Source organism: Alteripontixanthobacter maritimus (assembly GCF_003340475.1).
GTDB lineage: Bacteria > Pseudomonadota > Alphaproteobacteria > Sphingomonadales > Sphingomonadaceae > Alteripontixanthobacter > Alteripontixanthobacter maritimus.
In genome coordinates this window covers 725,399-747,830 of sequence record NZ_QBKA01000002.1, presented here as the reverse complement: position 1 = coordinate 747,830, position 22,432 = coordinate 725,399, and the positions used below count along the sequence as shown (strand labels likewise).

The following is a 22,432-nucleotide window of genomic DNA, read 5'->3' as shown; positions in this document are numbered from 1 at the left end:
CCCAAGCATTTCAATTCATAACCAAAATGCACACAATCGGCAAGAACGTGATAAATATTAAGCGCGAAAAAGTGATGCACCCCAGGTGAACCCGCCACCCATCGCTTCCAGCATCACCAGATCTCCGGGCTTTATGCGGCCGTCGCGAACCGCCGCATCGTAAGCCAACGGCACGGATGCTGCTGACGTGTTGGCGTGTTGGTCCACTGTTACCACCACCTTGTCCGGCGAAATGCCAAGTTTGCGAGCGGTCGCGTCGAGGATGCGGCGGTTGGCCTGGTGAGGCACGATCCAGTCGATGCTGGATGGTTCGAGTCCAGCCTTTTCCATAGTTTCTCCAAGGACTTCCGCCAGATTGACCACTGCATGGCGGAAAACCTCGCGGCCCTTCATGCGCAACTTGCCCACAGTCTGCGTAGTCGAGGGCCCGCCATCGACATAAAGCAGGTCGCAATGTGCGCCGTCAGCGTGCAACTTGCTGGCAAGGATCCCCGGTCCGTCTTCGGCCACGTCTCGCCGCTCCAGCACCACCGCGCCGGCCCCGTCGCCAAACAGTACGCAGGTTGTGCGGTCTTCCCAATCGAGGATCCGGCTGAAGGTTTCCGAGCCGATCACGAGCGCCTTTTCCGCCATGCCGTTGGCTAGCAATGAGTCCGCTGTGGCGAGCGCGTAAAGGAAGCCCGAACATACCGCCGCGACATCGAACGCGATTCCGCCATTACAGCCCAGCGCGTGCTGGACTTGCGTCGCGGTGGCGGGAAAGGTGTTGTCCGGTGTGGCGGTGGCGACGATGATGAGGCCGATATCGTGCGGCGCCAGACCGGCCGCCTCCAACGCGGCCCGCGCAGCGTCGGCCGCAAGCGTCGAAGTGGTTTCACCGTCCTCCGCGATATAGCGGTTGCGAATTCCGGTGCGCTCGACAATCCATTCGTCGGTAGTATCGACTGTCTTGGTGAGTTCAGCGTTGCTAACGGCGCGTTTCGGCAAGGCGGAACCGCTGCCGGTCAGAACCGAGCGCTTCATTGTCCCTCGCCGATCCGCGCCTCGGACGCGGCGGCAGTCTTGTTCAACTCTGCCAGATCGGTCGTGATTCGTTCGGTAATGTTGTTTTCCAGCAGCCGCGCGGTCACCGCGACAGCATTGGCCACCCCGCCTGCCGTGGCGCTGCCGTGACTTTTCACCACCACACCATTCAGGCCAAGAAACACTGCACCATTGTGGTTGTTCGGATCGAGGTGGTGACGCAGCAATTCCGTTGCCGGACGCGAAATCGAATAGCCGATTTTCGACCGTAGCGACGATTTGAAGGCGGTCTTGAGCAGATCGGTTACGAAGCGTGCCGTACCCTCGATCGCTTTTAGCGCGATATTGCCGGAAAACCCGTCGGTCACCACCACATCGACATTGCCGCGGTTGATCTTGTCGGCCTCGACAAAACCATCGAATCGCATTTCAAGATTTGTCGCTTCACGCAGCTGTTGCGCGGCTTCTTGCAGCGCATCGGTGCCCTTCTGCTCTTCGGTACCGATATTCAGTAGCCGGACGCGCGGTTCCGCGCTGCCCGCCACAATGCGGGAATAGGCCGCACCCATAATGGCGAACTGCACCAGATTGCGGGCGTCGCATTCAGTGTTTGCGCCAAGGTCAAGCATGATGACGTCGTGGTCTTCAAGCGTTGGAAGCAGCGCGGCAAGTGCGGGCCGGTCGATGCCGGGCATGGTGCGCAGTGCCAGCTTGCTCATCGCCATCAGAGCGCCAGTATTGCCAGCGCTGACTGCCGCGCCTGCGTCGCCCAGCTTCACCGCGTTGACTGCCAAACCCATCGATGTCGTCTTGGCACGGCGAATAGCCCGACTGGGCTTCTCATCGCCCGCCACCACATCTTCGCAGTGCAAAATTTCGGACGCCCCGCGCATATTCGGGTGCGCATCCAATGCTTTTTCGATGCGGGCCTGATCGCCCACCAGCAGGAACTTGAAACGGTCGTGATCACGGCGAGCCTGAGCTGCGCCGTCGATCATCACGCGCACGCCTTCATCGCCGCCCATCGCATCGATTGCGATACGCGGCAGACTCATTGCGCTCTCCTGTCGTTAATTACGATCGGCTTAAACGCCGACGGCAACGATCTCGCGGCCGTTGTAAAAGCCGCAATGCGAACAAAGATTGTGCGGACGCTTCAGCTCACCGCAATTGTCGCATTCGTGATGCGCTTCCACTTTCAACGAATCGTGCGAGCGGCGATTGCCACGACGATGGGGCGAAACTTTTCTTTTGGGGACAGCCATGGCGGCACCTGTTCCTGGAATACTTGAATATGATGGGTCGCCTGATGGCGCCGTTAGCGGTCCGCCGTAAGGCAAGGCCGGCTGGCGCACAAGGGCGCGCCAACTGGTTTGATCCTTACCCGTGGCGGGAAAGCGGGCGCTATAGCGGAAAAGCTGTGCGTTGCAAGCGCTGCGGCGTTAGGGAAAGCGCGAATGCGGCCGCGTTCAAATCGAGACTGCCAGACAGGGGCCAATACCATGCCGATCATCACCCTATCCACCACATTGGCAATGGCTTCTGCCGCCGCCATCATCAACATCTGGCTGGCGGTGCGGATCGGTGCCGTGCGCCGCGCCTACAAGGTCAGCGTGGGTCATGGCGGGAACGAAGCAGTGGAGCGCCGGATGCGCGCGCAACTCAATTTTGTCGAATACACATCCTTCGTCTTGATCCTGATTGCGTTGATCGAATTGTCGGGACGGGGCGGATTGTGGCTGAACGTCGTTGGCGGTGTCTATATGCTGGGCCGCGTGGCGCATGGGGTCGGCATGGATGGCACCGGACCGCTGGCAGTCGGCCGGATGGTCGGCACGCTGACAAGCATGCTTATCACGCTGGGGTTGGCGATTGCAGCCGCGCTGATAGCGGCCCGGGTAATTTGATCGCGCCGTTACAGACGTTACTCCGCCAGCGCGTAATCGCTGACAAAGGCGTTGGTCTTGCGTTCCTGACCGAAGGTGCTGGTGGGGCCGTGGCCGGGAATGAAGGTGATGTCCCCGCCCAGCGGCCATAGTTTCTGCGTAATCGAATCGAGCAGGTCCTGATGGTTGCCGCGCGGGAAATCCGTACGGCCGATGCTGCCCTGGAACAGCACGTCCCCGACAATGGCGAACTTGCTGGGTTTGTGCACGAACACGATGTGGCCGGGCGTGTGGCCGGGGCAATGCACAACGTCGAGCACCAGATTGCCCACCGTTACAGTATCACCGTCGTCCAACCAGCGATCAGGCTCGAACGATTGGCCCGCAATCCCGTATTTCGCGCCGTCCGTGCCAAGCCGGTCGATCCAGAACCGGTCCTCCTCGTGCGGACCCTCGATCTCAAGGCCCAACTCTTTGGCGAGAATACCCGCTTCGCCGCAATGGTCGATGTGGCCGTGAGTGATAAGTATCTTTTCCAGCGTCACCCCGGCCTTGGCAACACCGGCCTTCAGCTTTGGCAGATCGCCGCCCGGATCGATCAGCGCGCCCTGCATCGTTTCGGTGCACCAGATCAGCGAGCAGTTCTGTTGCAGCGGCGTGACCGGCATGATGGCAGCGCGCATCTTTGGGGCGGGTTTGGCAGTGGCGGTTTCGTTCATGCGAGCGATGTGGCGCGTCGTGCGTTGTGAGACAAGGGCGGTCGCACGCCCGAGCTGGCAGCGAGGCTGATCATAGCCGTCCGCCCTTCCAGACCACGCGGCCCACGATGTCCAGCTCGTCTGCCCCAACCTCGACCGGGGGATAGGCCTCGTTTGCGCTGATAAGCGCGATCCGCCCCGGGCGCGCCGGGGCGAGGCGTTTGACATGAAGCGCATCGTCCAGCCGCACCACATGGATACCGTCACGGCCGGATCGATTGGCCCGATCGACGAGTATCTCGTCGCCGCTGCGCAGCACGGGCTCCATCGAATCGCCTTCCACACGAATCGCGGTCAGTTCAGCATGTTCCAGTCCCATTTCCCGTACCCACCGTTCGGAAAATCGGAAGCTGTCGAAGGAAATTTCCTCTGCCCCCAATGCGCCCGGCCCGGCGGACGCGCCCAGAGGCAGGCGCGGAACATCGATCCAGCGCACGCCGTTTTTCAACTGCGAAATTACCTGCGAATCGGCCGCCCCATCTGCAAAGCGCGGTTTGCGGTAGCCCTCCCCCGCCCGCAATTCGCTTTCCGGAACGCCGAGGAATTCTGCGATCTTCAACCTGTCGCGCTCTTCCAGCCGGCGCGGGCTGAACCGTGATACGAACTGATGGAGATACGCGGCATTGCGGCCGATGAACTTGGAAAGCTGCGCCATGCTCACGCCCTGCGCCTTCGCAGCCCCGACAAGGCGTTCACGTACCAATCGTTCAGCTGAGGATATATCTTTCATATTTCCTACTTAGCATAGGATTTTTCCTAGACAAGTAGGAATTGGGCTGGAACGAATGGGGAACAGAAGGCGAGTCGGTTGTGCGATTCGCCGCTCGAAGGGCTCCCTGACTAGGAAGCATTCGGGCCCGAAGTCAGGGAAAGCCATGCTGATCCGCTCCATCGAAAAGTTCCTTCGCGAACAGGAAATGCCCGCTACAAAATTCGGCCGGTTGGCCGCGCACGATCCGCGCTTTGTCCTCGATCTTCGGAATGGCCGCATTCCGCGCCCCCATACCGAAGCGCGCGTGAGGTCGTTCATGCAATCCTTTCAGGAGACGTCCCATGTTGCTTGAACTGAAATCGGTGCCGGATGGAGAACGCACACCCGCCCGCCCCTTCGACGAGCCTGCCGAAGCGCCAACAGCGCCGCGACGACGCGCCCGCCGGACACCTGCGGATCGGCTGCGGGCAGCGCTGCTGGCTTTGTCCAGCGGCCATGGCGAGGTGCAACATCACAACACACGCGGCTGGTCCAGCATCACCTTTTCCGGAACACGTCACACAATCCGCATGGCCTTCGATGGTGCCGAGGCGGTGGCGGCAGGAGAGCATCTCGTTGCCGAACTGTCGGAACACGAATTCACCATTCCCGGACAGCTCGTTGCCGATGCCGAAATCACCGGAGTGGAAAATACGCTACTGCCTGAACCGCGCATGCTGGTCGAATGCGAGATCCTGATGCTTGAAGACGCCTGACCTGGTAACCCCGCGCTTGAACCCTATGCTAATATCCCAGCGCGAGGTTCATTTGCGGGACAACTGCCTCCCCACGGCGCCAACGTCCGAGATTTTCGATAAAGCGGTCGGCGCTCCGCTGAAACATTTTGGTCTGCGCACGGCCCGAAAGATGCATCGAGATATGGGCCGTGTCCTGATCCCATAACGGATGGTCGGCAGGCAGGGGTTCAGGGCTGGTCACATCGAGAAACGCACCGCCGATCGATTGCGATTTTAGGGCGGTCAACAGGGCGTCCTGATCGACCACCGCGCCTCGCGCTATGTTTACCAGCACAGCATCGCTCTTCATTGCGCCAAGCTCTGCCGCGCCGATCATCCCATCGGTTTCGGGTGTCGCGGGAACGGCCAGGATGGCCCAATCGAACTCACCCAGCCGCGCTTGCCATTCATCCGGTGCCAACGTGTTTTCGCCCGGTGTACGGCGCACGACCGTAACCTCCACGCCGAACGGTATCAGCCGTTCCTCGATCAGCTTTCCGATCGCGCCATAGCCAAGCAACAACGCTCTGCTACCGTAAAGCTCGCGCTTGCCTGGGCTATCGGTCAGCCATTCGCGCCGTTCCTGCGCGCGCACAACGTCCCGGTAGCCCTTCGCGATATTCAGCATTCCCATTACGACATATTCGGCAATGGTGATGGCGTTAATGCCGGTGCCGTTCGTAATCACGACATCGCGTTCCGCCAACAGATCTAGCGGCAGAAAATCAAGCCCGGCATAGATGGAATTCAGCCACTTAAGATTGGTTGCCGCCCGGGCGACGTCTGCCATTTGCCCGTGATCGTAAAGATCGAACCAACCGATCTCGGCTTGCGAGGCCAATTCCGCAGCCTCCTCACCGGTCGAGAACCAGATCGGTTCGACCCAATCCGGCAGGCGCGGTTCCACCAGCGGACGGATGAGGGCGGACAATACGGCCTTGGTCACGATGCATCTCCCAGTTTCCAGTCCCAGCCCAGCGGATCGCCGTCCATGACCTCCACCCCCTTCGCTGCCAGTTCGTCGCGCAAAGCATCGGAAATGGCAAAATCCTTAGCCGCGCGCGCTTCTTTGCGGCGGTTCAGCGCTGCCTCGATTTCTGCTTCGGTGACTTGAGCGTTGGCGGGAGTAACACGCAGGTCGGCGCGGACGATCGACAAGAGGCCAAGCCCAAGCACTGCATCCATCTCCTCGACGACAGCACGCTTTGCGCCGGCATCGATCTTCTTGACCGCCAGCGCCTCTTCCAAGGCAACCAGCGCAACTGGCGTGTTCAGATCGTCCGCCATTGCTGCGGCAAAGCGCGCGCGGATATCTGTAAATTTGGGATGGCCTGCATCGCCAGTTTCCGCGTCGGCCAGACGCTCCGTTGCCAGGACGATCCGCTTCAGCCGGGTCGACGCTGCCCCCAGACCCTCCCAGCTGAATTCCAGCTCGCTGCGATAATGCGCCTGTAGGCACATCATGCGGTAGGCCAGCGGATGGTAGCCGCGATCGCGCAACAGCTTCAGCCGTAGGAACTCGCCGCTGGACTTGCTCATCTTGCCCGAGCGTTCGACAAGAAAATTGTTGTGCATCCAGATATTCGCGCCACTGCCCGAGCCGCCGCAGAACGCCTGGTTCTGCGCGATCTCGTTAGGGTGGTGGATTTCGCGATGATCGATGCCGCCAGTATGGATATCGAATGGGAAGCCAAGCAGCTTCTCGCCCATGACGGAGCATTCCAGATGCCATCCGGGTGCGCCTCTGCCCCACGGCGAAACCCATTCCATCTGCCGCGTTTCGCCTGCAGGGGTCTTGCGCCAGATAGCGAAATCGGCCGCATTCCGCTTCCCGTCGACCGGCGCGATACGGCCGTGCTCGGCATCGTCATCCTGTGTGACAGCGCGCGCCAGCCGCCCGTAATCCGGCACGGTCGACGTATCGAAATACAGCCCGCCTTCCAGTTCGTAACAATGTTCAGGCGCGATTTTGCTGGCCCATTCGATCATCTGGTCGACATAGTCGGTGGCGACCGACCAATGCGCGGGCTGGCGAATATTGAGCGCTGTAACATCGTCCCAATAGGCCTGCGTATAATAACGCGCGATGTCCCAGATATCGCGCGACTTTTCCGCCGCCATCTTCTCCAGCTTGTCCTCGCCCGCATCGGCATCGTCAGTCAGGTGCCCGACATCGGTGATGTTGATCACGTGGGTCAGGCGATACCCCGCCCAACTAAGCGTGCGGCCCAATACATCAGCGAAAACATATGCGCGCATATTGCCGATATGCGGGTAATTATAGACCGTGGGACCGCAGCTATAGACCCGCGCCTCGCCCGGATGAACCGGCACGAACGGTTCGATGCTACGGGTAAGGCTGTTGAAAAGGCGAAGTTCGGTCATGTGCCGCCTTTGCCAAGCGCGCCCGTGGCAGGCAAGCTTACTCCCAGCCTTCCCAGCGCACGGCCTCGTCCAGCGGGGCGCGGTCGACCGGGAAATTGTTTACCGGCGCTTCCTCAGCGCGGTAGCCGATGGCCATGCCGCAGAAGAAGATATGGTCGTCTGGTATCTCCACCATTTCCCGGATTTGCGCGGAATATACCGCCCAGGCTTCCTGTGCGCAGCTGTCCAGCCCTTCCTCGCGCAGCAACAGCATGATGGTCTGCAGCCACATCCCGATATCGGACCATTGTGGCGGACCCATATATTTGGGCGTATGGACCAGCATCAGGACCGGAGCCCCGAAGGCACGGAAATTGTTGGCGAACCACATCAGCCGGCCCATCTTGTTATCGCGCGCGATATCGAGTGCGGTGTACAGCCCCTCACCCACCCCGCGGCGGCGCTGTTCATAGGCACCGTCCAGACCCTTGGGGTAAATGTCGTATTCCGGCTTCTGCGCCTCGCGCCCTTGCGGCACGACCTCTGCCACTTTGCGGATGAGCGCGTCCAGCGGATCACCCGTCAGCATGATCCCGTGCCAAGGCTGGGTATTGCCGCCCGACGGACTGCGCTGCGCCTTTTCCAACACACGGCGCAAAACCTCCTGCGGCACGGGCTTATCGGCAAAATCACGGATCGAGCGGCGGGTGGCAACGGCCTGGGATGTATTCATACCCCGTGCCTACCAAAGATATGCTTCCACTCAACAATCTTGACAGCTTTGCCGTATTGCTACACTAATACAGCAAAGTAAGAGGGAGAAAGCCGGTGGCCGACTTTTCACCGTTACTATGGGTACACGTGATGGCAGCTGTCGTTGCCATCATTTCCGGAGCAGGAATGTTCCTCATGCGCAAAGGCACGCCGCGGCACCGGATCAATGGGGCCATTTACATCGCCAGCATGTTTGTGGTCATCGTCTCGGTCATCCCGGTCGAAGCCACAACCCTTCGCATCGGCAGCAGCCGGTTCGGCTTTTTTCATGTGTTCATCGTAATTGGGTTCATTTCGCTGTGCGTTGGTTTGGCGGCACTGCGGCGTTGGCGGCGGACCGGCCGGCCGAAGGATTTGCGATCGCATCAGGTCAATTTCGCTTACAGCTATGCCGGATTACTGATGGCCGGGTTCAGCCAGATCGCGACCAACCCGATGTGGGGGCTGGTGGAGGGAATGGGGGTGGCGCAGTTCTGGATCACTTTTGCTGCCCTTAATGCAGCGATCTACGCGGTCGCTACCTGGCTTATCGTCACCCGTATCGCGAAGCGCGATCCGCTGAGTTTCATGCCAGGCAAAACGACTTAACCGTCCACTTCGAACAGCCCCGCGAGCTGTTCGATGATCGTCCCGCCCAGCTGTTCCACGTCCATGATCGTGACTGCGCGCTTGTAATAGCGGGTCACATCATGTCCGATGCCGATGGCGACCAGTTGCACGGGGGATTTGGTTTCGATCCAGTCGATAACGCGGCGAAGGTGCGTTTCCAGATAACCGGCATTGTTTACGCTCAAAGTGGAATCGTCGACCGGTGCGCCGTCGGAAATCACCATCAGGATGCGGCGGTCTTCGCTTCGGCCGAGCAGGCGGTCATGCGCCCAGACCAGCGCCTCGCCATCGATGTTCTCTTTCAGTAGCCCCTCGCGCATCATCAGCCCGAGGTTTCGGCGAGCGCGGCGCCAAGGTTCGTCGGCGTTCTTGTAAACGATGTGGCGCAGATCGTTGAGGCGGCCGGGGCTTTGCGGCTTGCCATCCGCAAGCCATTTCTCGCGGCTCTGCCCACCCTTCCAGGCGCGCGTGGTGAACCCCAGCACTTCGGTTTTCACGCCGCAGCGTTCCAGCGTCCGGCCAAGGATATCCGCGCTGATAGCGGCGATGGATATCGGGCGGCCGCGCATCGATCCCGAATTGTCGATCAGCAATGTGACGATGGTGTCCTTGAAGTCCTGCTCGCGCTCCACCTTGTAGCTCAAGGACTGTCCGGGTGAGATTACCACGCGGGCGAGCCTGGCTGCATCCAGCATCCCCTCGTCCTGATCGAAATCCCAGGCGCGGTTCTGCTGTGCCATCAGGCGGCGTTGCAGGCGGTTGGCAAGCTTCGTTACGATCGATTGCAGACCGGTCAGCTGGCTGTCGAGATAGGCGCGCAGGCGGTCGAGCTCGTCGGGATCGCACAGCTCGGTTGCCTCGATCACCTCATCGTAGCTGGTAGTGAAGGCCTTGTAGTCGAAGTCGTCCGGCAAGTCGGTCCACGGGCGGTTCGGGCGCACTGGCATCATACCCTCCTCGCCCTCGTCGCCAGCCTCGCCGTCGTTCATTTCCTCTTCGCCGCGGGCCTCGCTTTCACCTTCGCCCTCGCCGTCCCCTTCTTCCATTTCGGCATCGAGATCGGCGGCCTGCGGATCGGCGCCGTCGTCGCCCTCGCTGTCGTCGGTTTCCTCGTCCTCGCTGCCATCTTCGTCGGAATCGTCGTCGCTATCTTCGGACGCGTCGGGTTCGTCATCGCTGCGGGTAAGGTCGAGATGACGCAACATATCGAGCGCAAGCGACTGAAAAGCCTCCTGATCGTCGAGCGAAAGCGACAATCGCTCCATATCGGAAGCTGCGCGTTCCTCGATGAAGTCGCGCACCATGTCTACGCCGGCCTGCGCCTGTTTCGGGATTGGCGCGCCAGTCAATTCCTCGCGCAACATCAGGGCCAACGCAGATTGGATCGGCACGTCTTCGGCGCGTTCCGCACGCACGATCGGGTCGGCTGCGGTACGCATCTTTTGCGCGCTGTTCAGATTCGCGCGTATGCCGCTGAAATTGTTGGAACCAAGCGCCTCATACCGCACCTGTTCAATCACATCGTAACATGCGCGCGCAACGGGTTCGGATGGCGCGTTCTTGCCGTGCAGCCCCTCGTCATGATGGCGTAGCCGCAGCGCGAAGCTATCCGCGAAGCCACGCGCTTCTGTGGCCTGCCCCGGGGGTAGCGACCGGCCCGGCAAAGGCACGCGAAAATTGCGCCCGGCCTGGCTTGGCGCATCCGCGCTCCACGCCACTTCGACTTCCGCCTCGCGCGCAAGGGCACGGCTGGCGCCGGTCAGCGCCTGTTTGAAACGGTCGAGGGGTGTCTGTTCAGTCAAATTTCGAATGCCTGCATGGAAGACCTAAAGGATGCTCTGTCCGGTTGCCTTCCAGTCCTTCATGAAACCTTCGATGCCCTTGTCGGTCAGTATATGATTGGCCAGCGCCTTGATCACCTTGGGCGGCGCGGTCATCACATCGGCGCCGATCCGCGCGCTTTCCAGAACGTGAGTCGCGTGGCGAACGCTGGCAACCAGGATTTCGGTGTCGAACAAGTAATTGTCGTAAATCAGGCGGATATCGCGGATAAGTTCCATCCCGTCGAAGCCGTTATCATCGTGACGTCCCACGAACGGGCTGATGAAGGTTGCCCCGGCCTTTGCCGCCAGCAATGCCTGATTGGCAGAGAAGCACAGCGTGACGTTCACCATGGTGCCATCGTCGGTCAGCGCACGGCACGTTTTCAGCCCGTCGATGGTTAGCGGCACCTTGATGCAGACATTGTCGGCAATGGCGCGCAGTTTGTCCGCTTCCTTCATCATGGTTGCGTGATCCAGCGCGACGACTTCGGCGCTGACCGGACCGTCAACGATTCCGCAAATTTCTTTCGTCACTTCCATGAAATCGCGGCCGGACTTGTGTATCAATGACGGGTTGGTGGTTACCCCGTCGAGCAGGCCGGTGTCGGCAAGTTCGCGGATCTCTTCGATTTCGGCGGTGTCGGCAAAGAATTTCATGGCTCGTGCGCTCCGGCAATAAGGATTCGCTGACGGGTTAGCGGAGCGGGCGCATGCAAACCAGTGGGGGCGGCACGATAAACGCACCGCCCCTGGATGGTGTGGCTATGTTGCGATCAGAAGCGCGCTGCGGTTCCGAACACGCCAATGATCGCCGGATTGCGCGTGGCTTCGGGGTTGGCGCGGATGAGCGCTTCCTCGCGGCCCATTTCGTTCCAGATGCTGTTGTCGATCTCGCCGGCGAAATTGGCGGCGATACTGCCCACATCGACGCCGGTCAGCGCGCCCAGTGCCTGTCCCAGCACCGGATCGCGGGCGACGCGCATGGCCTGGCCCAGTTCCGGCACCATCACTTCGACCAGCGAGCGGCCCATCGATCCGCGCAGGAACGATGTGGCTGCACTTGGCCCGCCGCGCACAAGATCGACCGCGTTGGCGAAGCCGATCGTGCGCACGGTATCGGCAACCAGCGGCGCGGCCCGCTCTGCCCCTTCGATCGCGATATCGGCAAAGGCGTTTTGCAGCTGGTTCTTGAACAGACCGCTGGTCAGGATGCGCGACAGCACATCGCCGCGCGTACCCATGATCCGGCCAAGTCCAACGCGTTCGACCTGATCGTCCCAATAGCCGCCATCGGCCGTCAGGCGCGCAAAAGCGCGATCGCTCGACAAAAGCAGCATTTCGCGGATGGCGTCGGTCAAGGTGAAGCCGCCCAGCCCGCCGAGGCTGGTGCAACCGGGCAAGGCAAGCGCGCCAGTGGCAATGATGCCGCCGAGGAAGCCGCGTCGGCCGACAGAGGAAGTAATCAAAATCGGGTCGGCGTTGGAAGTATTAGTAAATTCGGTCATGCTATCGGTCCCCATCATAAAGCGGAGCCCACCAGAACCGCTGCACGTTTCATATTCTGTCGATCGGCCCCATATGACGAACGCAACATGAACCGCGTCCGCTGCCTCGTTTTCAATGCCGCTATCGGCCCGCTCGACTACCGCGTTCCCGATGGGGTTGTGGTGGAGTACGGCTCGGTCGTGACCGTGCCGCTTGGCCCCCGCCAGCTCACCGGGATCGTGTGGGAAGAAGAACGGTTGCCGACAGACCCGGTTCCGGCGGAAAAACTGCGACCGATCGCCGCTGTCCTGCCGATCCCGCCCTTGCGCGCCCAATTGCGCCGTTTGATCGAATGGACAGCGGACTATTATTGCGCGCCGCTGACGGCGGTCGCCCGCATGACGCTTGCCAGTGGGGGCGCTCTAAAGGGTCCGGCGACGATGACCGAATACCGGTTATCGGGCGGGATGCCGGAACGCATGACGCCGCAGCGTGAACGAGCGATGGAGCGGCTGGAGGGCGAGCAGGCTACCATCCGCGAACTCGCCGACATGGCCGGGGTATCCGACGGCGTGCTGCGCGGGCTGGTCGCCCAAGGCGTGCTGGAGCCGGTCGAGGTGGACTGCGACCGTCCCTACCCGCCCGCCGATGCCGATTTTGCGCAGCCTGAGCTGAGTGATGACCAGCGCAAGGTGGCCGACCAGTTCACCGCTGCGGTCGAGGCGCGCCGGTTCGCACCTTTCCTGCTCGATGGAGTGACCGGATCGGGCAAGACCGAAACCTATTTCGAACCGCTCGCCGCCGCCTTGCGGGCGGGACGACAAGTGCTGGTGCTGCTGCCGGAAATTGCACTGACCACTGCCTTCCTGCGCCGGTTCGAGGATCGCTTCGGTGCGGCCCCGCTCGTGTGGCATTCCAGCCTTAAAAGCACAGAGCGCCGCCGGGCCTGGCGGGCGATAGCGGAAGGGCCGGAGAAAAGTGGCGCACAGGTTGTGGTCGGGGCACGCTCGGCCCTCTTCCTGCCTTACGCCAATCTTGGCCTGATTGTAGTGGACGAGGCCCACGAAGTCAGCTTCAAGCAGGATGACGGCGTACGATACAACGCCCGCGACGTGGCCGTAATGCGGGCGCGGTTCGAAAGCATCCCGGTGATCCTGGCGAGCGCAACTCCCGCGCTGGAAAGCCTGCAGATGGCCGAAAGCGGCGTATATGAACGCGTCGAACTACCCAGTCGGTTCGGCGGGGCGACACTGCCCGATATCGCAACGATCGACCTTACCGAACACAAGCCCGATCGCGGGCGCTGGCTTGCCCCGAAACTGGCCGAGGAACTGCAAGTCCGGCTGGACCGCGGCGAACAGTCGCTATTGTTTCTCAACCGTCGCGGCTATGCCCCGCTGACGCTGTGCCGCAATTGCGGGCACCGGTTCCAATGCGCCAATTGCAGCGCCTGGCTGGTCGAACACCGCCTATCCAGCCGCCTTGCCTGCCATCACTGCGGGCACGAGGAACCGCCGCCGGCCCTTTGCCCCGAATGCGGCGAGCCCGACTGCATGGTTGCCTGCGGCCCCGGCGTGGAACGGATTGCGGACGAGGTACGCGACATCCTGCCGAAAGCGCGCGTGGCGCTCGTCACCTCGGACACGCTGAATTCCCCCGACAAGGCAGCTGCCTTTATCGCCGAAGCGGAAGCGGGCGCTATAGATGTGATCGTCGGTACACAGCTGGTCACCAAGGGGTTTCACTTCCCCGAACTCACTCTGGTGGGAGTGGTCGATGCCGACCTCGGTCTGGAAGGCGGCGATCTTCGCGCGGCGGAGCGCACATACCAGCAGGTCGCACAAGTCGCGGGGCGTGCCGGGCGTGGGGCGAAGCCTGGCGAGGTATATATCCAGACGCGCCACCCTACCGCACCGGTCATCGCCGCACTCGCCAATGGTGACCGCGATGCCTTTTACGAAGCCGAAACCGAGGCGCGGCGCGATGCGGGCGCGCCGCCGTTCGGGCGCTGGGCTGCCATCATCGTATCCAGCGAGGACGAGGCCGAGGCTAAGCAAGCGGCAAATCGCATCGGCGGAACTCGTCCGGACCATCCCGATATCGCAATCCTGGGACCTGCCCCTGCCCCGATGGCAATGCTGCGCGGGCGCTATCGCTATCGCCTGCTCATCAACGCGCGCCGCAGTGCCGAATTGCAGAACGTCATTCGCGATTGGTTGGGCGCGCTGACCTTCCCGAACGGTGTGCGCGTGGGAGTGGATATCGACCCATACAGCTTCGTGTGAACGCGAAAGACCTTGGTAGCGACGGTAATGCACCCTCTTGCATTCTTCGTCGGAATCGCCTTGTATGTGTCGGCAAGATATAGCTTATCTTGCGATCGAGGGGGAAATTCGATGTCGTTGCTGCGCTTCACGAAACTGATGCTGGTGGTGTTTGCCGCCATCGGACTTGGCTTTAGCGTCAACGCCAAGACCTGGCACCGGGCCGACACGCATCACTTCACGATCTACAGCGACGGGCGGCAGAGCGATCTGGAAGATTTCGCACATGAAGCGGAGAAATTCGACGCCTTGTTGCGAATGCTTTGGAAGAAGCCGGTGCAGGATACGCCGACCAAACTGACCATCTTCATGGTGTCGGAATCGGGTCAGGTCGCCAGTTTGATCGGGCAGGACAATGTGGCTGGGTTCTACGTGCCGCAGGTGGAAGGCAGCTTCGCAGTCAGCAACCGCCAGAAAACGCGCGACAAACGCGCGCTGTCGGGCCAGCAGACGCTGTTTCACGAATATGCGCATCACTTTTTCTTCAACAATTTCTCCATTCCCACGCCGTCCTGGTTCGTGGAAGGGTTTGCAGAATTCGTCGCCACTGCGGAATTCAAGAAAAATGGCGAGTGGTATTTTGGCCGCCCGGCTTTCCACCGTGCCGGTGAGATCGAGTATTTCGGTGCAATCGATGTGCGCGATCTGCTGACCCTGCGTCCCGGCCAGATGACCGGCCGCAGCCGCAATGCATTTTATGGCTGGAGCTGGGTTCTGACCCATATGCTGTATTCCAAGGAACGCGACCGGGGCGACCAACTCAATCGCTATCTAATGCTCCTCAACAGCGGAATCGAGGCAATTCCGGCAGCCGAACAGGCGTTTGGAAGTATAGACCAGCTAGACCGGGATATGCGCGATTATGCCGATGGCCGGATGGGCTATTCCAAATCCGACACACCAATCGCCTATAAAGATACGATCGCGGTGAAGGAACTTGGCGAGATGGAATCGCAGCTCGTCGGCCTGCGTATGCGCCGCCTGGGCCGCGCCAGCCTCGACGAAGCGCGGGACGAACTGCGCGAACTGACACGCTCGGCAAATGCTCCTGCTCAAGCTTTTGCAGAACTGGGTCTTGCCGAATACGCCATCGCCCGGCGCGAGGCCGAGCCCGAGCCTGTCACCAAGGATGGCGACGATGAAACCGACGCCGAAGAAGGCGACGCCGAAGAAGGTGACCAGGAAGCGGTAGAATACACCGCCACCCTGCCCGACTATGCTCTGGCCGATGCGGCTTTCGACGCTGCCTTGGAGCGCGACCCCGCCCATGGCCGCGCTAATGTCTACAAGGCGAAGATCGCCATGGACCGGCTATGGCACGCCGACGATTGGGATGACGAGAAATGGGATGCCGCGCGCAAACTGATCCTGCTGGGCAACCGTGCCGATCCCTATGACGCGCTGCCATTGTACGAATATGCGCGCAGCTTCAGCCAGCAGGGCAAGCACGATCCACAGGTTTCGGTGGGTTACGAAACCGCCTTCGCGTTCACGCCCGAAGCGAACGATGTACGCGCGGCCTATGCACTCGATCTTGCCGCGAATGGCAAATATAATCGGGCGCTGGCACTGGTCCAGATTCTTGCCAACAACCCGCATAACGGCGCCCGGGGGCGGTATCTCGTATCCCGGATCGCGGCGATGCAGCAGCAGGCGATGGACGACGATTCCGATGATGGTTCCGAGGAAGACGGATCGGTCGATGTCATCGTGACCGACGAGGTTGAAGCGGACGTGTCCGACAACTGAGTGCGCCTCGTCAAAAGAAGTTGTTCGACGGGCTTTGTTTGACGAGACGGGTCAGTCTCGCCAAGACGCTGATACGTCCCGACCTCTTACCAGACTTCGCAAAGGCACCGAAATGCTCAAGATCCATCACCTCGGCATCTCGCAGTCCGAACGTATCGTCTGGCTGGCCGAGGAGCTTGGACTCGATTACGAATATCACCGTTACGATAGGCGGGCGGACAACCGCCTTGCGCCGGACGAGTACAAGGCGCTCCACCCGATGGGTATCGCGCCTGTCATCCAAGACGGCGACCTCGTGTTGGGTGAAAGCGGGGCAATCTGCGAGTATATCGATCGCAAATACGGCGGCGCGCAACATTCCCCCGGCCCCGATCATGCTGATTTCGCGGACCATTTGTTCTGGCTTCATTTCGCCAATGGCACATTCATGACCAACGGCATGATGCAACTTATGCTGGCAATGGCGGAACCCAAGAACGAAATGCCCGCCGCATTTGCCGCCGACCGCACGGCCAAGGCATGGGACATGGTGGAGCAGCGGCTGGGCGAGGCGGAGTTTTTCGGTGGTTCGCAGCTGACCACCGCCGATATCATGATGGTCTACGGTCTGACCACCGGGCGGATGATGCGGCAAACCCCATTGGGTGATCGGCCCAATACGGCTGCCTATTTGCAACGCATCGGCGAGCGTGAAGCCTATCAGCGCGCATGGGCCAAATGCGAACCCGGCATGGAGCCGAACCTGACTTGATTGCGGCCAGTGCGTAACTGGCCTGGCACCGCGCAACTCTTGCTACGTTAGAATACCATGTCCGCCGACAAGCCCATTCTCGTCCCCATCCTCGGCGACCAGCTGAGCCGCACCCTTCCCAGCCTAAGCGGCCGGACCAAGGACGATACTGTCGTTCTGATGATGGAGGTGTGGGACGAAGCGACCTACGTCAAACATCATAAGCAGAAGATCGTCCTGATTTTCTCGGCCATGCGCCACTTCGCCGCCGAACTGGAAGACGCCGGGTGGACGGTGGATTATGTGAAGCTCGACGCTGCCGACAACGCCGGCAGCTTCACCGGAGAAGTCGCCCGCGCAATCGAACGGCACGATCCGCGTGCGGTTCACGTGACGGAAGCCGGCGAATGGCGGGTGCAGCAAGCCATCGAGGAATGGCCCGACAAGTTCGACTGCGAAATCGAGATCCTGCCGGACGACCGCTATATCTGCGCGATCCCCGAATTTCGCGACTGGGCGGAAGACCGCAAGACCACGCGGATGGAGTATTTCTACCGCGAAATGCGCAAGAAGACCGGGTTGCTGATGGAGAACGGCGATCCGATGGGCGGCAAGTGGAATTACGACCACGAAAACCGCGAACCACCTAAAAACAGCATGGATGCTCCGCAGCGCCCGCTATTCGAACCGGACGCAGTGACACGAGAGGTCATCGCTTTGGTCGAAAACAGCTTCGGCGATCATTTCGGCAATCTGGGCAGCTTTCATTGGCCGGTCACCAGCGAAGAAGCGGAGGAAACCGCGGATGCGTTCTTCCTGGAACGCTTACCCAGTTTTGGCCAATACCAAGATGCTATGGTGTTCGGGGAGGACGATCTGTTCCACTCCATGCTGTCTACCTCGATCAATCTCGGTTTGCTTGACCCGCTCGATCTGTGCCGGCGCGCCGAAAAGGCATATCTCGACGGCGACGCGCCGATCAATTCGGTGGAAGGATTCATCCGCCAGATCATCGGCTGGCGCGAATATGTGCGCGGGTTTTACTGGCTGCATATGCCGGGTCTGCAGGAAACGAACGAGCTGGACGCGCACCGGCCGCTGCCCGATTTTTACTGGACCGGCGATACCGATATGCGCTGCCTGTCGGATTGTATCCGGTCCACGCATGACAACGCCCATGCGCACCATATCCAGCGGCTAATGGTACTCGGCAATTTCGCTTTGCTGGCAGGGATCGTCCCACAGGATGTCGAGGACTGGTTCCTAGTCGTTTATGCCGATGCCTATGAATGGGTGGAACTGCCCAATGTCGCCGCGATGATCCTGTATGCCGATGGCGGGAAACTGGCGACAAAGCCCTATGCGGCCAGTGGAAATTACATCAACAAGATGTCCGATTACTGCAAGGAATGCGCATATTCACCCAGCGTCAAAACAGGCGAAGGCGCCTGCCCGTTCAACCCGCTTTACTGGCATTTCATGGTTCGCAACCGCGACCGGTTGGAGAACAACCCCCGCGTAGGCCGCGTCTTTTCAACCTGGGACCGGATGAGCGAGGAACGTCGGGCGGAATATCTGGACAGCGCCGAGGCTGTTCTGGATGGGCTGGAACCAGCCAAAGCTGGCTGGGCCCGGGACTGACGGGAGCTACGCCAGTTTCTCTTGTTCCAGGCGCCGCCGCGTCCACCACGGTTGCATCACATGGCCGCGCCTGACCGCCATCCTTACCAGAAATAACCCCGCCGCAGTCGCCAGCACCATGGCAATGACCGAGGCTTCGAGCCCGAACGCACCGCCAGATAGCAGTTCCGGGCCCTGCGCACGGGCGTCCACAATGCCGTCCACCTGATTGCCGGACACCGGCACATCCCACACCAGTCCCTGCGTCACATTCCAGCTGAAATGAATACCCACCGCCAGCCATAGCGACCGGGTGAGCATATAGGCCCCGCCCAACATCACGCCCGCCTCGATCGCAATGGCGAAGCTGGAAAGCACGGTGGCGTTGTCATTGCCATAATGCACAGCGCCGAACAGCAGCGATGTTACGGCCAGCGCCGCCCAGCTGCCTGCAAATTCTTCAAGGAACCGGAACATTACGCCGCGAAAAATCACTTCTTCGACGAACCCTGCAAACACGCCTGCCACCAACAGGATGAAGCCCGCATCGCTCGCCGTGCCCCAGCCATCGATGCGATAAACGCCAAACAGTGCCGCCACGCCGACTATGACGCTCATCAGAATGGCAGCGCCAACGATGCCAACGGTCAGATCGCGTACAGCAGTCGCCAGCGGCAGGTCGTCACGCTTCGTGACGCCGATCCGGTTGATGACCAGCTTGCACACCGCGAAAACGGCGAAGACCACGGTGAAGGTTGCGATGGCTTCGGCGGCAAGCTGGCTTTCGGGCGGCTCTATTACAGTGCGCAAAAATGCAAAACCGGCGATTACGGCAGCGATTGCCACCAGTCCGATCACCAGCGCCGAAAGGGGGAAGTCGATGATCTGGCGCCAGATCGGGGTATTCTGCGCAAGCGGCCGCGTTTCTCCCGATCGAACCGAAATCTTGCTGTCGCCGGAATTCATACGCCCCATCCCCTATATGCAGCGGGTCCCTAACCGGTAGCCGCCCCATCCTTGTTCACGTTGTTGTTTCGGCCTCGCGCTCAAGCAGGGCGCGTTTTATGTCAAGGCCATAGGCATAACCGCCCATGCCACCATCGGCTGCGATCACGCGGTGGCACGGGATGAGCACAGCGACATGATTTGCTCCGTTTGCACTGCCCGCCGCACGCACCGCCTTGGGCCGGCCGACCTCCGCTGCAATCTGCGAATAGGACCGTGTCTCGCCAGCCGGGATCTGGCGCAAAGCTTTCCACACCGCCTCCTGAAATGCGGTACCGCGTATGTCGAGCGGGATATCGCGGGCGTGACCAGGTTCCTCGACTTGGCCGACGACTTCGCTTAGCAGCCGCGTGAACGCATCGCCGCCTTCCGCCAGTTCGGCATTGGGAAACCGGCGCGCCAGTTCCTCCGGCCCTTCCCCGAAGGATAGCCTGCACACTCCCTTATCCGTGGCGGCGACCAGCATCGGGCCAAGTGTCGTGTCTGCAACGCCCCAGCGGATGGTCACACCCGCCCCGCCATTGATCCAAGCCGAGGCTGCCATCGCATTATCCTTTCGCGCATCGTAAAATCTCGACGGAGTGGAAAAACCCGCCGCATAAATTGCCTCGGTTACCGACGCCGCCTCCCCAAGCGCCCGCTCCGTCCGCTCGCGCTGCAGTGCCTTGCGGTAGGCCGCCGGGCTTAGTCCGATGGCCCGTCTGAATACACGCTGGAAATGGGTGGGCGAATAGCCGGTCCGCTCGGCGAGCATGGTAAGCGAAACCGGTGCATCGCTGCGGCGAAGGAGTGTGAGCGCCGTCCGGATGGCCGCCTCGTCACGTGCCACATCGTCGGGCAGACACCGCTTGCAGGCCCGCAGCCCGCATGCGCGTGCCGCCTCCGCGCTATCGAAGAACCGGACGTTACGCCGCGCCGGATGACGCGCCGCGCAGGATGGCCTGCAATAGATGCCGGTGGACAGCACGCCAGTAACGAAGCGCCCGTCATAGGCGCGGTCCCGCCGTTGAACCGCTTCCCACGCTTCGTCGGAAGGCGGAAATCCGGTTCCGCCGGGTTTGATGACATCGGGGCTTTGCATCGCATCCTCCTATCATGGAGCCGCCATGTAATGCGAGCAGGGGCGCCCACGCATCCCGAACCTTGCGGTCAAACCACTCGCTCGCGTAAAGGCGCGGGGTGATGATCCGCCTTGTCATAGCGATAGCCAGCCTGCTGGCATTACTTCTCCCTGGAAGCGTATCTGCCGATCCGGCCGACGTGGCGGCATCCGCGCGCGGCGTGGTGCGAGTGGTCATCGTCGGCAGCGATGGGGAAGAAAGCTTTCCCATCAGCCACGGTAGCGGCTTTGCCATATCTGCGAACCGCATCGTGACGAATTCCCACGTTATAGAAGAAGCACGGAACGACGAAACGCTGCGGATCGCGATCATCCCGTCCGAAGGTGATGAAGTTTCCAGCGCACGCATCCTGGCCGTCAGCCCGCGCAATGACCTCGCCTTGCTTGAACTGACCGGGGGGCTGCGCCTGCCACGTCTGACGATTGCGGGCGGTGCCGGGCAGGATAGCGGCGAGGTTTCGGCCATCGGTTACCCCATGAACGTCGATCGGGCGCAAGGGCTGGACATTGGCGACGTCCTGAAAAGCCAACCACCCGTTAAGAGCCGCGGGTTCCTGTCCGGCGCCCGGCCCAGCCGCCAATTCGATACGATTCTGCACACCGCACCCATCGCACGCGGTAATTCGGGTGGGCCGCTGGTGGACAGTTGCGGGCGGGTGCTGGGCGTAAATTCCTTTGGTGCGGATTCCAATGGGTCCGATGCAGAGTTCTTCTTCGCCATATCCATGCGCGAGTTGTTGCCGTTCCTGCGCGAAAACGGGGTTCAGCCGGCAGTCAATTCACTGCCCTGCCGCAGTTTGGCGGACCTCGACGACGAGGAACGCCAGCGTCTGGCACGCGAACAGGAACAGGCCCGCGCCGCCATGTCCGCCCGCACCAGCGAAGCGCGCGACAAACGCGAGCGGGCCCGCCTTGAAGCCGAAATGGCTGTGATGGAGGAACGCGAGGATATCATGGCGCTTTGCGCGGTACTGCTGCTGATCGGCTTCGGTGCTGCCCTGTTCGCCTGGTCCGCGCGGCAGAAGGCCATGTCGGTGGACGATTATGCCGAGGATGACGATGATGCCGCGGCACTTGGATGGTTCACGAACGAGCGCCTGTTCGCAATTGCCGCGTTGATCGCCGCGGCCGCGTTCGTTGCCGCACTCGCACTCTGGTTCAGCCGTCCGGGTCTGGCAGAAATCGACCGGCGCGTGGACGCTGCAATGCGCGATGGCGAAGCGCCTGATACAACCGGACAGCAAAACCCGATCGCCGGAACCTATCTCTGCTCGATCGACGTCGCGCGCAGCCGTATCACCGGCGCACAAAGCGAGGATCTTACGCTGGAATGGAGCGCGGATGGCTGCGTCAATTCGCGCACGCAATATGGCTTTGCCAAGGGCGAATGGAACCGCGTGTTCGTACCCAACGATGAAGACGCCGTGTCGGTCAACAGCTTCGACCCGCAAAGCGGCACCTACCGCTCGGAACGGTACCTGCTCAGCCGTTCCCAGATGGCCAGAGCGCGCCGCGAACGAGGCGGCTACACCGCCCCGGGCTGCGAAACACCCGATGCCGCAGCCAGCCTGGGCGAAAAGCAGGAGGCAGTGCTCGGCCTCCTACCGGGCCGTCCGAACGAACGGCTGGTCTATAAGTGCGAACTCCGACGCTGAACCTGTACCGCATGATTGC

At 61.1% G+C, this 22,432-nt stretch carries 22 protein-coding genes; 9 read left to right on the top strand and 13 right to left on the bottom strand.

The genetic code is table 11. From position 1 onward, the window contains the following. Positions 1 to 57: 57 nt before the first annotated feature. Genes HME9302_RS03745 through rpmF form a run of 3 tightly spaced genes read right to left on the bottom strand, consistent with a single transcriptional unit; the run spans position 58 to position 2,288 of the window. Positions 58 to 1,023 (bottom strand): beta-ketoacyl-ACP synthase III, encoded by a 966-nt coding sequence (locus HME9302_RS03745; protein ID WP_115365904.1) that lies wholly within the window; start codon positions 1,021 to 1,023, stop codon positions 58 to 60. Further along, positions 1,020 to 2,078: a phosphate acyltransferase PlsX gene (plsX, locus tag HME9302_RS03740; protein ID WP_115365903.1), complete on the bottom strand. Its 1,059-nt coding sequence runs from the start codon at positions 2,076 to 2,078 to the stop codon at positions 1,020 to 1,022. Before plsX ends, HME9302_RS03745 begins: the two co-directional genes overlap by 4 nt. A gap of 30 nt (positions 2,079 to 2,108) precedes the next feature. Next, positions 2,109 to 2,288, bottom strand: coding sequence for a 50S ribosomal protein L32 (gene rpmF, locus HME9302_RS03735; protein WP_115365902.1), 180 nt, complete (start codon positions 2,286 to 2,288; stop codon positions 2,109 to 2,111). A gap of 237 nt (positions 2,289 to 2,525) precedes the next feature. On the opposite strand from rpmF, the gene HME9302_RS03730 reads away from it, so the two are divergent. Further along, entirely contained in the window at positions 2,526 to 2,930 is a 405-nt protein-coding gene (locus tag HME9302_RS03730) for an MAPEG family protein (protein WP_181815673.1), read from the top strand. Between the two features lie 17 nt (positions 2,931 to 2,947). Here HME9302_RS03730 and HME9302_RS03725 read toward each other — a convergent pair whose 3' ends face one another. Together HME9302_RS03725 and HME9302_RS03720 are read right to left on the bottom strand one after the other, a co-directional pair. Then, positions 2,948 to 3,592: an MBL fold metallo-hydrolase gene (locus HME9302_RS03725; RefSeq protein WP_115367455.1), complete on the bottom strand. Its 645-nt coding sequence runs from the start codon at positions 3,590 to 3,592 to the stop codon at positions 2,948 to 2,950. Positions 3,593 to 3,698: 106 nt separating this feature from the next. Then, the gene (locus HME9302_RS03720; RefSeq protein ID WP_115365901.1) at positions 3,699 to 4,397 is read right to left on the bottom strand and encodes a LexA family transcriptional regulator; all 699 of its coding nucleotides are present in this window, start codon (positions 4,395 to 4,397) and stop codon (positions 3,699 to 3,701) included. A gap of 145 nt (positions 4,398 to 4,542) precedes the next feature. Between HME9302_RS03720 and HME9302_RS03715 the strand changes: the two genes are divergently transcribed. Both HME9302_RS03715 and HME9302_RS03710 read left to right on the top strand, forming a co-directional pair. Continuing rightward, positions 4,543 to 4,731, top strand: a complete 189-nt coding sequence (locus HME9302_RS03715; RefSeq protein WP_115365900.1) for a hypothetical protein — start codon at positions 4,543 to 4,545, stop codon at positions 4,729 to 4,731. After that, positions 4,721 to 5,134: a hypothetical protein gene (locus tag HME9302_RS03710; RefSeq protein WP_230079856.1), complete on the top strand. Its 414-nt coding sequence runs from the start codon at positions 4,721 to 4,723 to the stop codon at positions 5,132 to 5,134. The genes HME9302_RS03715 and HME9302_RS03710 overlap by 11 nt, the downstream gene beginning before the upstream one ends. A gap of 28 nt (positions 5,135 to 5,162) precedes the next feature. Here the strand turns inward: HME9302_RS03710 and HME9302_RS03705 are convergent, their stop codons facing one another. From HME9302_RS03705 to HME9302_RS03695, 3 genes are read right to left on the bottom strand one after another with little or no spacing between them, the layout of a single operon-like run. Next, a complete protein-coding gene (locus HME9302_RS03705; protein ID WP_115365899.1) occupies positions 5,163 to 6,101 on the bottom strand; it encodes a D-2-hydroxyacid dehydrogenase in 939 nt (312 codons plus the stop codon). Next, positions 6,098 to 7,540 (bottom strand): cysteine--tRNA ligase, encoded by a 1,443-nt coding sequence (gene cysS, locus HME9302_RS03700; protein WP_115365898.1) that lies wholly within the window; start codon positions 7,538 to 7,540, stop codon positions 6,098 to 6,100. The genes HME9302_RS03705 and cysS overlap by 4 nt, the downstream gene beginning before the upstream one ends. Positions 7,541 to 7,577: 37 nt before the next feature. Next, entirely contained in the window at positions 7,578 to 8,252 is a 675-nt protein-coding gene (locus HME9302_RS03695; RefSeq protein ID WP_115365897.1) for a nitroreductase, read from the bottom strand. A gap of 131 nt (positions 8,253 to 8,383) precedes the next feature. Between HME9302_RS03695 and HME9302_RS03690 the strand changes: the two genes are divergently transcribed. Then, positions 8,384 to 8,881, top strand: coding sequence for a DUF2306 domain-containing protein (locus HME9302_RS03690; protein WP_115365896.1), 498 nt, complete (start codon positions 8,384 to 8,386; stop codon positions 8,879 to 8,881). On the opposite strand, the gene cobT is transcribed toward HME9302_RS03690, so the two are convergent. The 3 genes from cobT to HME9302_RS03675 all read right to left on the bottom strand — a co-directional run bounded on the left by cobT (position 8,878) and on the right by HME9302_RS03675 (position 12,230). Then, a complete protein-coding gene (gene cobT / locus HME9302_RS03685; protein WP_115365895.1) occupies positions 8,878 to 10,704 on the bottom strand; it encodes a cobaltochelatase subunit CobT in 1,827 nt (608 codons plus the stop codon). The two genes, HME9302_RS03690 and cobT, sit on opposite strands and share 4 nt — an antisense overlap. Before the next feature lie 24 nt (positions 10,705 to 10,728). Then, a complete protein-coding gene (gene fsa / locus HME9302_RS03680; protein WP_115365894.1) occupies positions 10,729 to 11,382 on the bottom strand; it encodes a fructose-6-phosphate aldolase in 654 nt (217 codons plus the stop codon). Between the two features lie 116 nt (positions 11,383 to 11,498). Next, positions 11,499 to 12,230 (bottom strand): DUF4197 domain-containing protein, encoded by a 732-nt coding sequence (locus HME9302_RS03675; RefSeq protein ID WP_115367453.1) that lies wholly within the window; start codon positions 12,228 to 12,230, stop codon positions 11,499 to 11,501. 87 nt (positions 12,231 to 12,317) lie between these two features. Here HME9302_RS03675 and HME9302_RS03670 point away from each other — a divergent pair, with 87 nt between their 5' ends. From HME9302_RS03670 to HME9302_RS03655, 4 genes are all read left to right on the top strand, one after another. Continuing rightward, positions 12,318 to 14,495 (top strand): primosomal protein N', encoded by a 2,178-nt coding sequence (locus HME9302_RS03670; RefSeq protein WP_115365893.1) that lies wholly within the window; start codon positions 12,318 to 12,320, stop codon positions 14,493 to 14,495. Between the two features lie 111 nt (positions 14,496 to 14,606). Beyond that, positions 14,607 to 16,283: a tetratricopeptide repeat protein gene (locus HME9302_RS03665; RefSeq protein WP_115365892.1), complete on the top strand. Its 1,677-nt coding sequence runs from the start codon at positions 14,607 to 14,609 to the stop codon at positions 16,281 to 16,283. Between the two features lie 112 nt (positions 16,284 to 16,395). Further along, positions 16,396 to 17,034 carry a glutathione S-transferase family protein gene (locus HME9302_RS03660; RefSeq protein WP_115365891.1) on the top strand — a complete coding sequence of 213 codons (639 nt, stop codon included), beginning with the start codon at positions 16,396 to 16,398 and terminating at the stop codon, positions 17,032 to 17,034. Between the two features lie 57 nt (positions 17,035 to 17,091). After that, the gene (locus tag HME9302_RS03655) at positions 17,092 to 18,654 is read left to right on the top strand and encodes a cryptochrome/photolyase family protein (protein WP_115365890.1); all 1,563 of its coding nucleotides are present in this window, start codon (positions 17,092 to 17,094) and stop codon (positions 18,652 to 18,654) included. Positions 18,655 to 18,660: 6 nt separating this feature from the next. On the opposite strand, the gene HME9302_RS03650 is transcribed toward HME9302_RS03655, so the two are convergent. Beyond that, a complete protein-coding gene (locus tag HME9302_RS03650) occupies positions 18,661 to 19,599 on the bottom strand; it encodes a CPBP family intramembrane glutamic endopeptidase (protein WP_181815672.1) in 939 nt (312 codons plus the stop codon). Between the two features lie 55 nt (positions 19,600 to 19,654). Next, positions 19,655 to 20,719 (bottom strand): bifunctional transcriptional activator/DNA repair enzyme AdaA, encoded by a 1,065-nt coding sequence (locus HME9302_RS03645; RefSeq protein ID WP_115365888.1) that lies wholly within the window; start codon positions 20,717 to 20,719, stop codon positions 19,655 to 19,657. A 101-nt stretch (positions 20,720 to 20,820) separates the two neighbouring features. Between HME9302_RS03645 and HME9302_RS03640 the strand changes: the two genes are divergently transcribed. Next, entirely contained in the window at positions 20,821 to 22,413 is a 1,593-nt protein-coding gene (locus tag HME9302_RS03640) for a S1C family serine protease (RefSeq protein WP_115367452.1), read from the top strand. Positions 22,414 to 22,432: the final 19 nt, after the last annotated feature.

Coding starts and splice junctions, on each gene's coding strand:
- HME9302_RS03745 (WP_115365904.1), bottom strand. CDS start 1,023: ATGAAGCGCTCGGTTCTGACCGGCAGCGGTTCCGCCTTGCCGAAACGC.
- plsX (WP_115365903.1), bottom strand. CDS start 2,078: ATGAGTCTGCCGCGTATCGCAATCGATGCGATGGGCGGCGATGAAGGC.
- rpmF (WP_115365902.1), bottom strand. CDS start 2,288: ATGGCTGTCCCCAAAAGAAAAGTTTCGCCCCATCGTCGTGGCAATCGC.
- HME9302_RS03730 (WP_181815673.1), top strand. CDS start 2,526: ATGCCGATCATCACCCTATCCACCACATTGGCAATGGCTTCTGCCGCC.
- HME9302_RS03725 (WP_115367455.1), bottom strand. CDS start 3,592: ATGCGCGCTGCCATCATGCCGGTCACGCCGCTGCAACAGAACTGCTCG.
- HME9302_RS03720 (WP_115365901.1), bottom strand. CDS start 4,397: ATGAAAGATATATCCTCAGCTGAACGATTGGTACGTGAACGCCTTGTC.
- HME9302_RS03715 (WP_115365900.1), top strand. CDS start 4,543: ATGCTGATCCGCTCCATCGAAAAGTTCCTTCGCGAACAGGAAATGCCC.
- HME9302_RS03710 (WP_230079856.1), top strand. CDS start 4,721: ATGTTGCTTGAACTGAAATCGGTGCCGGATGGAGAACGCACACCCGCC.
- cysS (WP_115365898.1), bottom strand. CDS start 7,540: ATGACCGAACTTCGCCTTTTCAACAGCCTTACCCGTAGCATCGAACCG.
- HME9302_RS03695 (WP_115365897.1), bottom strand. CDS start 8,252: ATGAATACATCCCAGGCCGTTGCCACCCGCCGCTCGATCCGTGATTTT.
- HME9302_RS03690 (WP_115365896.1), top strand. CDS start 8,384: ATGGCAGCTGTCGTTGCCATCATTTCCGGAGCAGGAATGTTCCTCATG.
- fsa (WP_115365894.1), bottom strand. CDS start 11,382: ATGAAATTCTTTGCCGACACCGCCGAAATCGAAGAGATCCGCGAACTT.
- HME9302_RS03675 (WP_115367453.1), bottom strand. CDS start 12,230: ATGACCGAATTTACTAATACTTCCAACGCCGACCCGATTTTGATTACT.
- HME9302_RS03670 (WP_115365893.1), top strand. CDS start 12,318: ATGAACCGCGTCCGCTGCCTCGTTTTCAATGCCGCTATCGGCCCGCTC.
- HME9302_RS03665 (WP_115365892.1), top strand. CDS start 14,607: ATGTCGTTGCTGCGCTTCACGAAACTGATGCTGGTGGTGTTTGCCGCC.
- HME9302_RS03660 (WP_115365891.1), top strand. CDS start 16,396: ATGCTCAAGATCCATCACCTCGGCATCTCGCAGTCCGAACGTATCGTC.
- HME9302_RS03655 (WP_115365890.1), top strand. CDS start 17,092: ATGTCCGCCGACAAGCCCATTCTCGTCCCCATCCTCGGCGACCAGCTG.
- HME9302_RS03650 (WP_181815672.1), bottom strand. CDS start 19,599: ATGAATTCCGGCGACAGCAAGATTTCGGTTCGATCGGGAGAAACGCGG.
- HME9302_RS03645 (WP_115365888.1), bottom strand. CDS start 20,719: ATGCAAAGCCCCGATGTCATCAAACCCGGCGGAACCGGATTTCCGCCT.
- HME9302_RS03640 (WP_115367452.1), top strand. CDS start 20,821: ATGATCCGCCTTGTCATAGCGATAGCCAGCCTGCTGGCATTACTTCTC.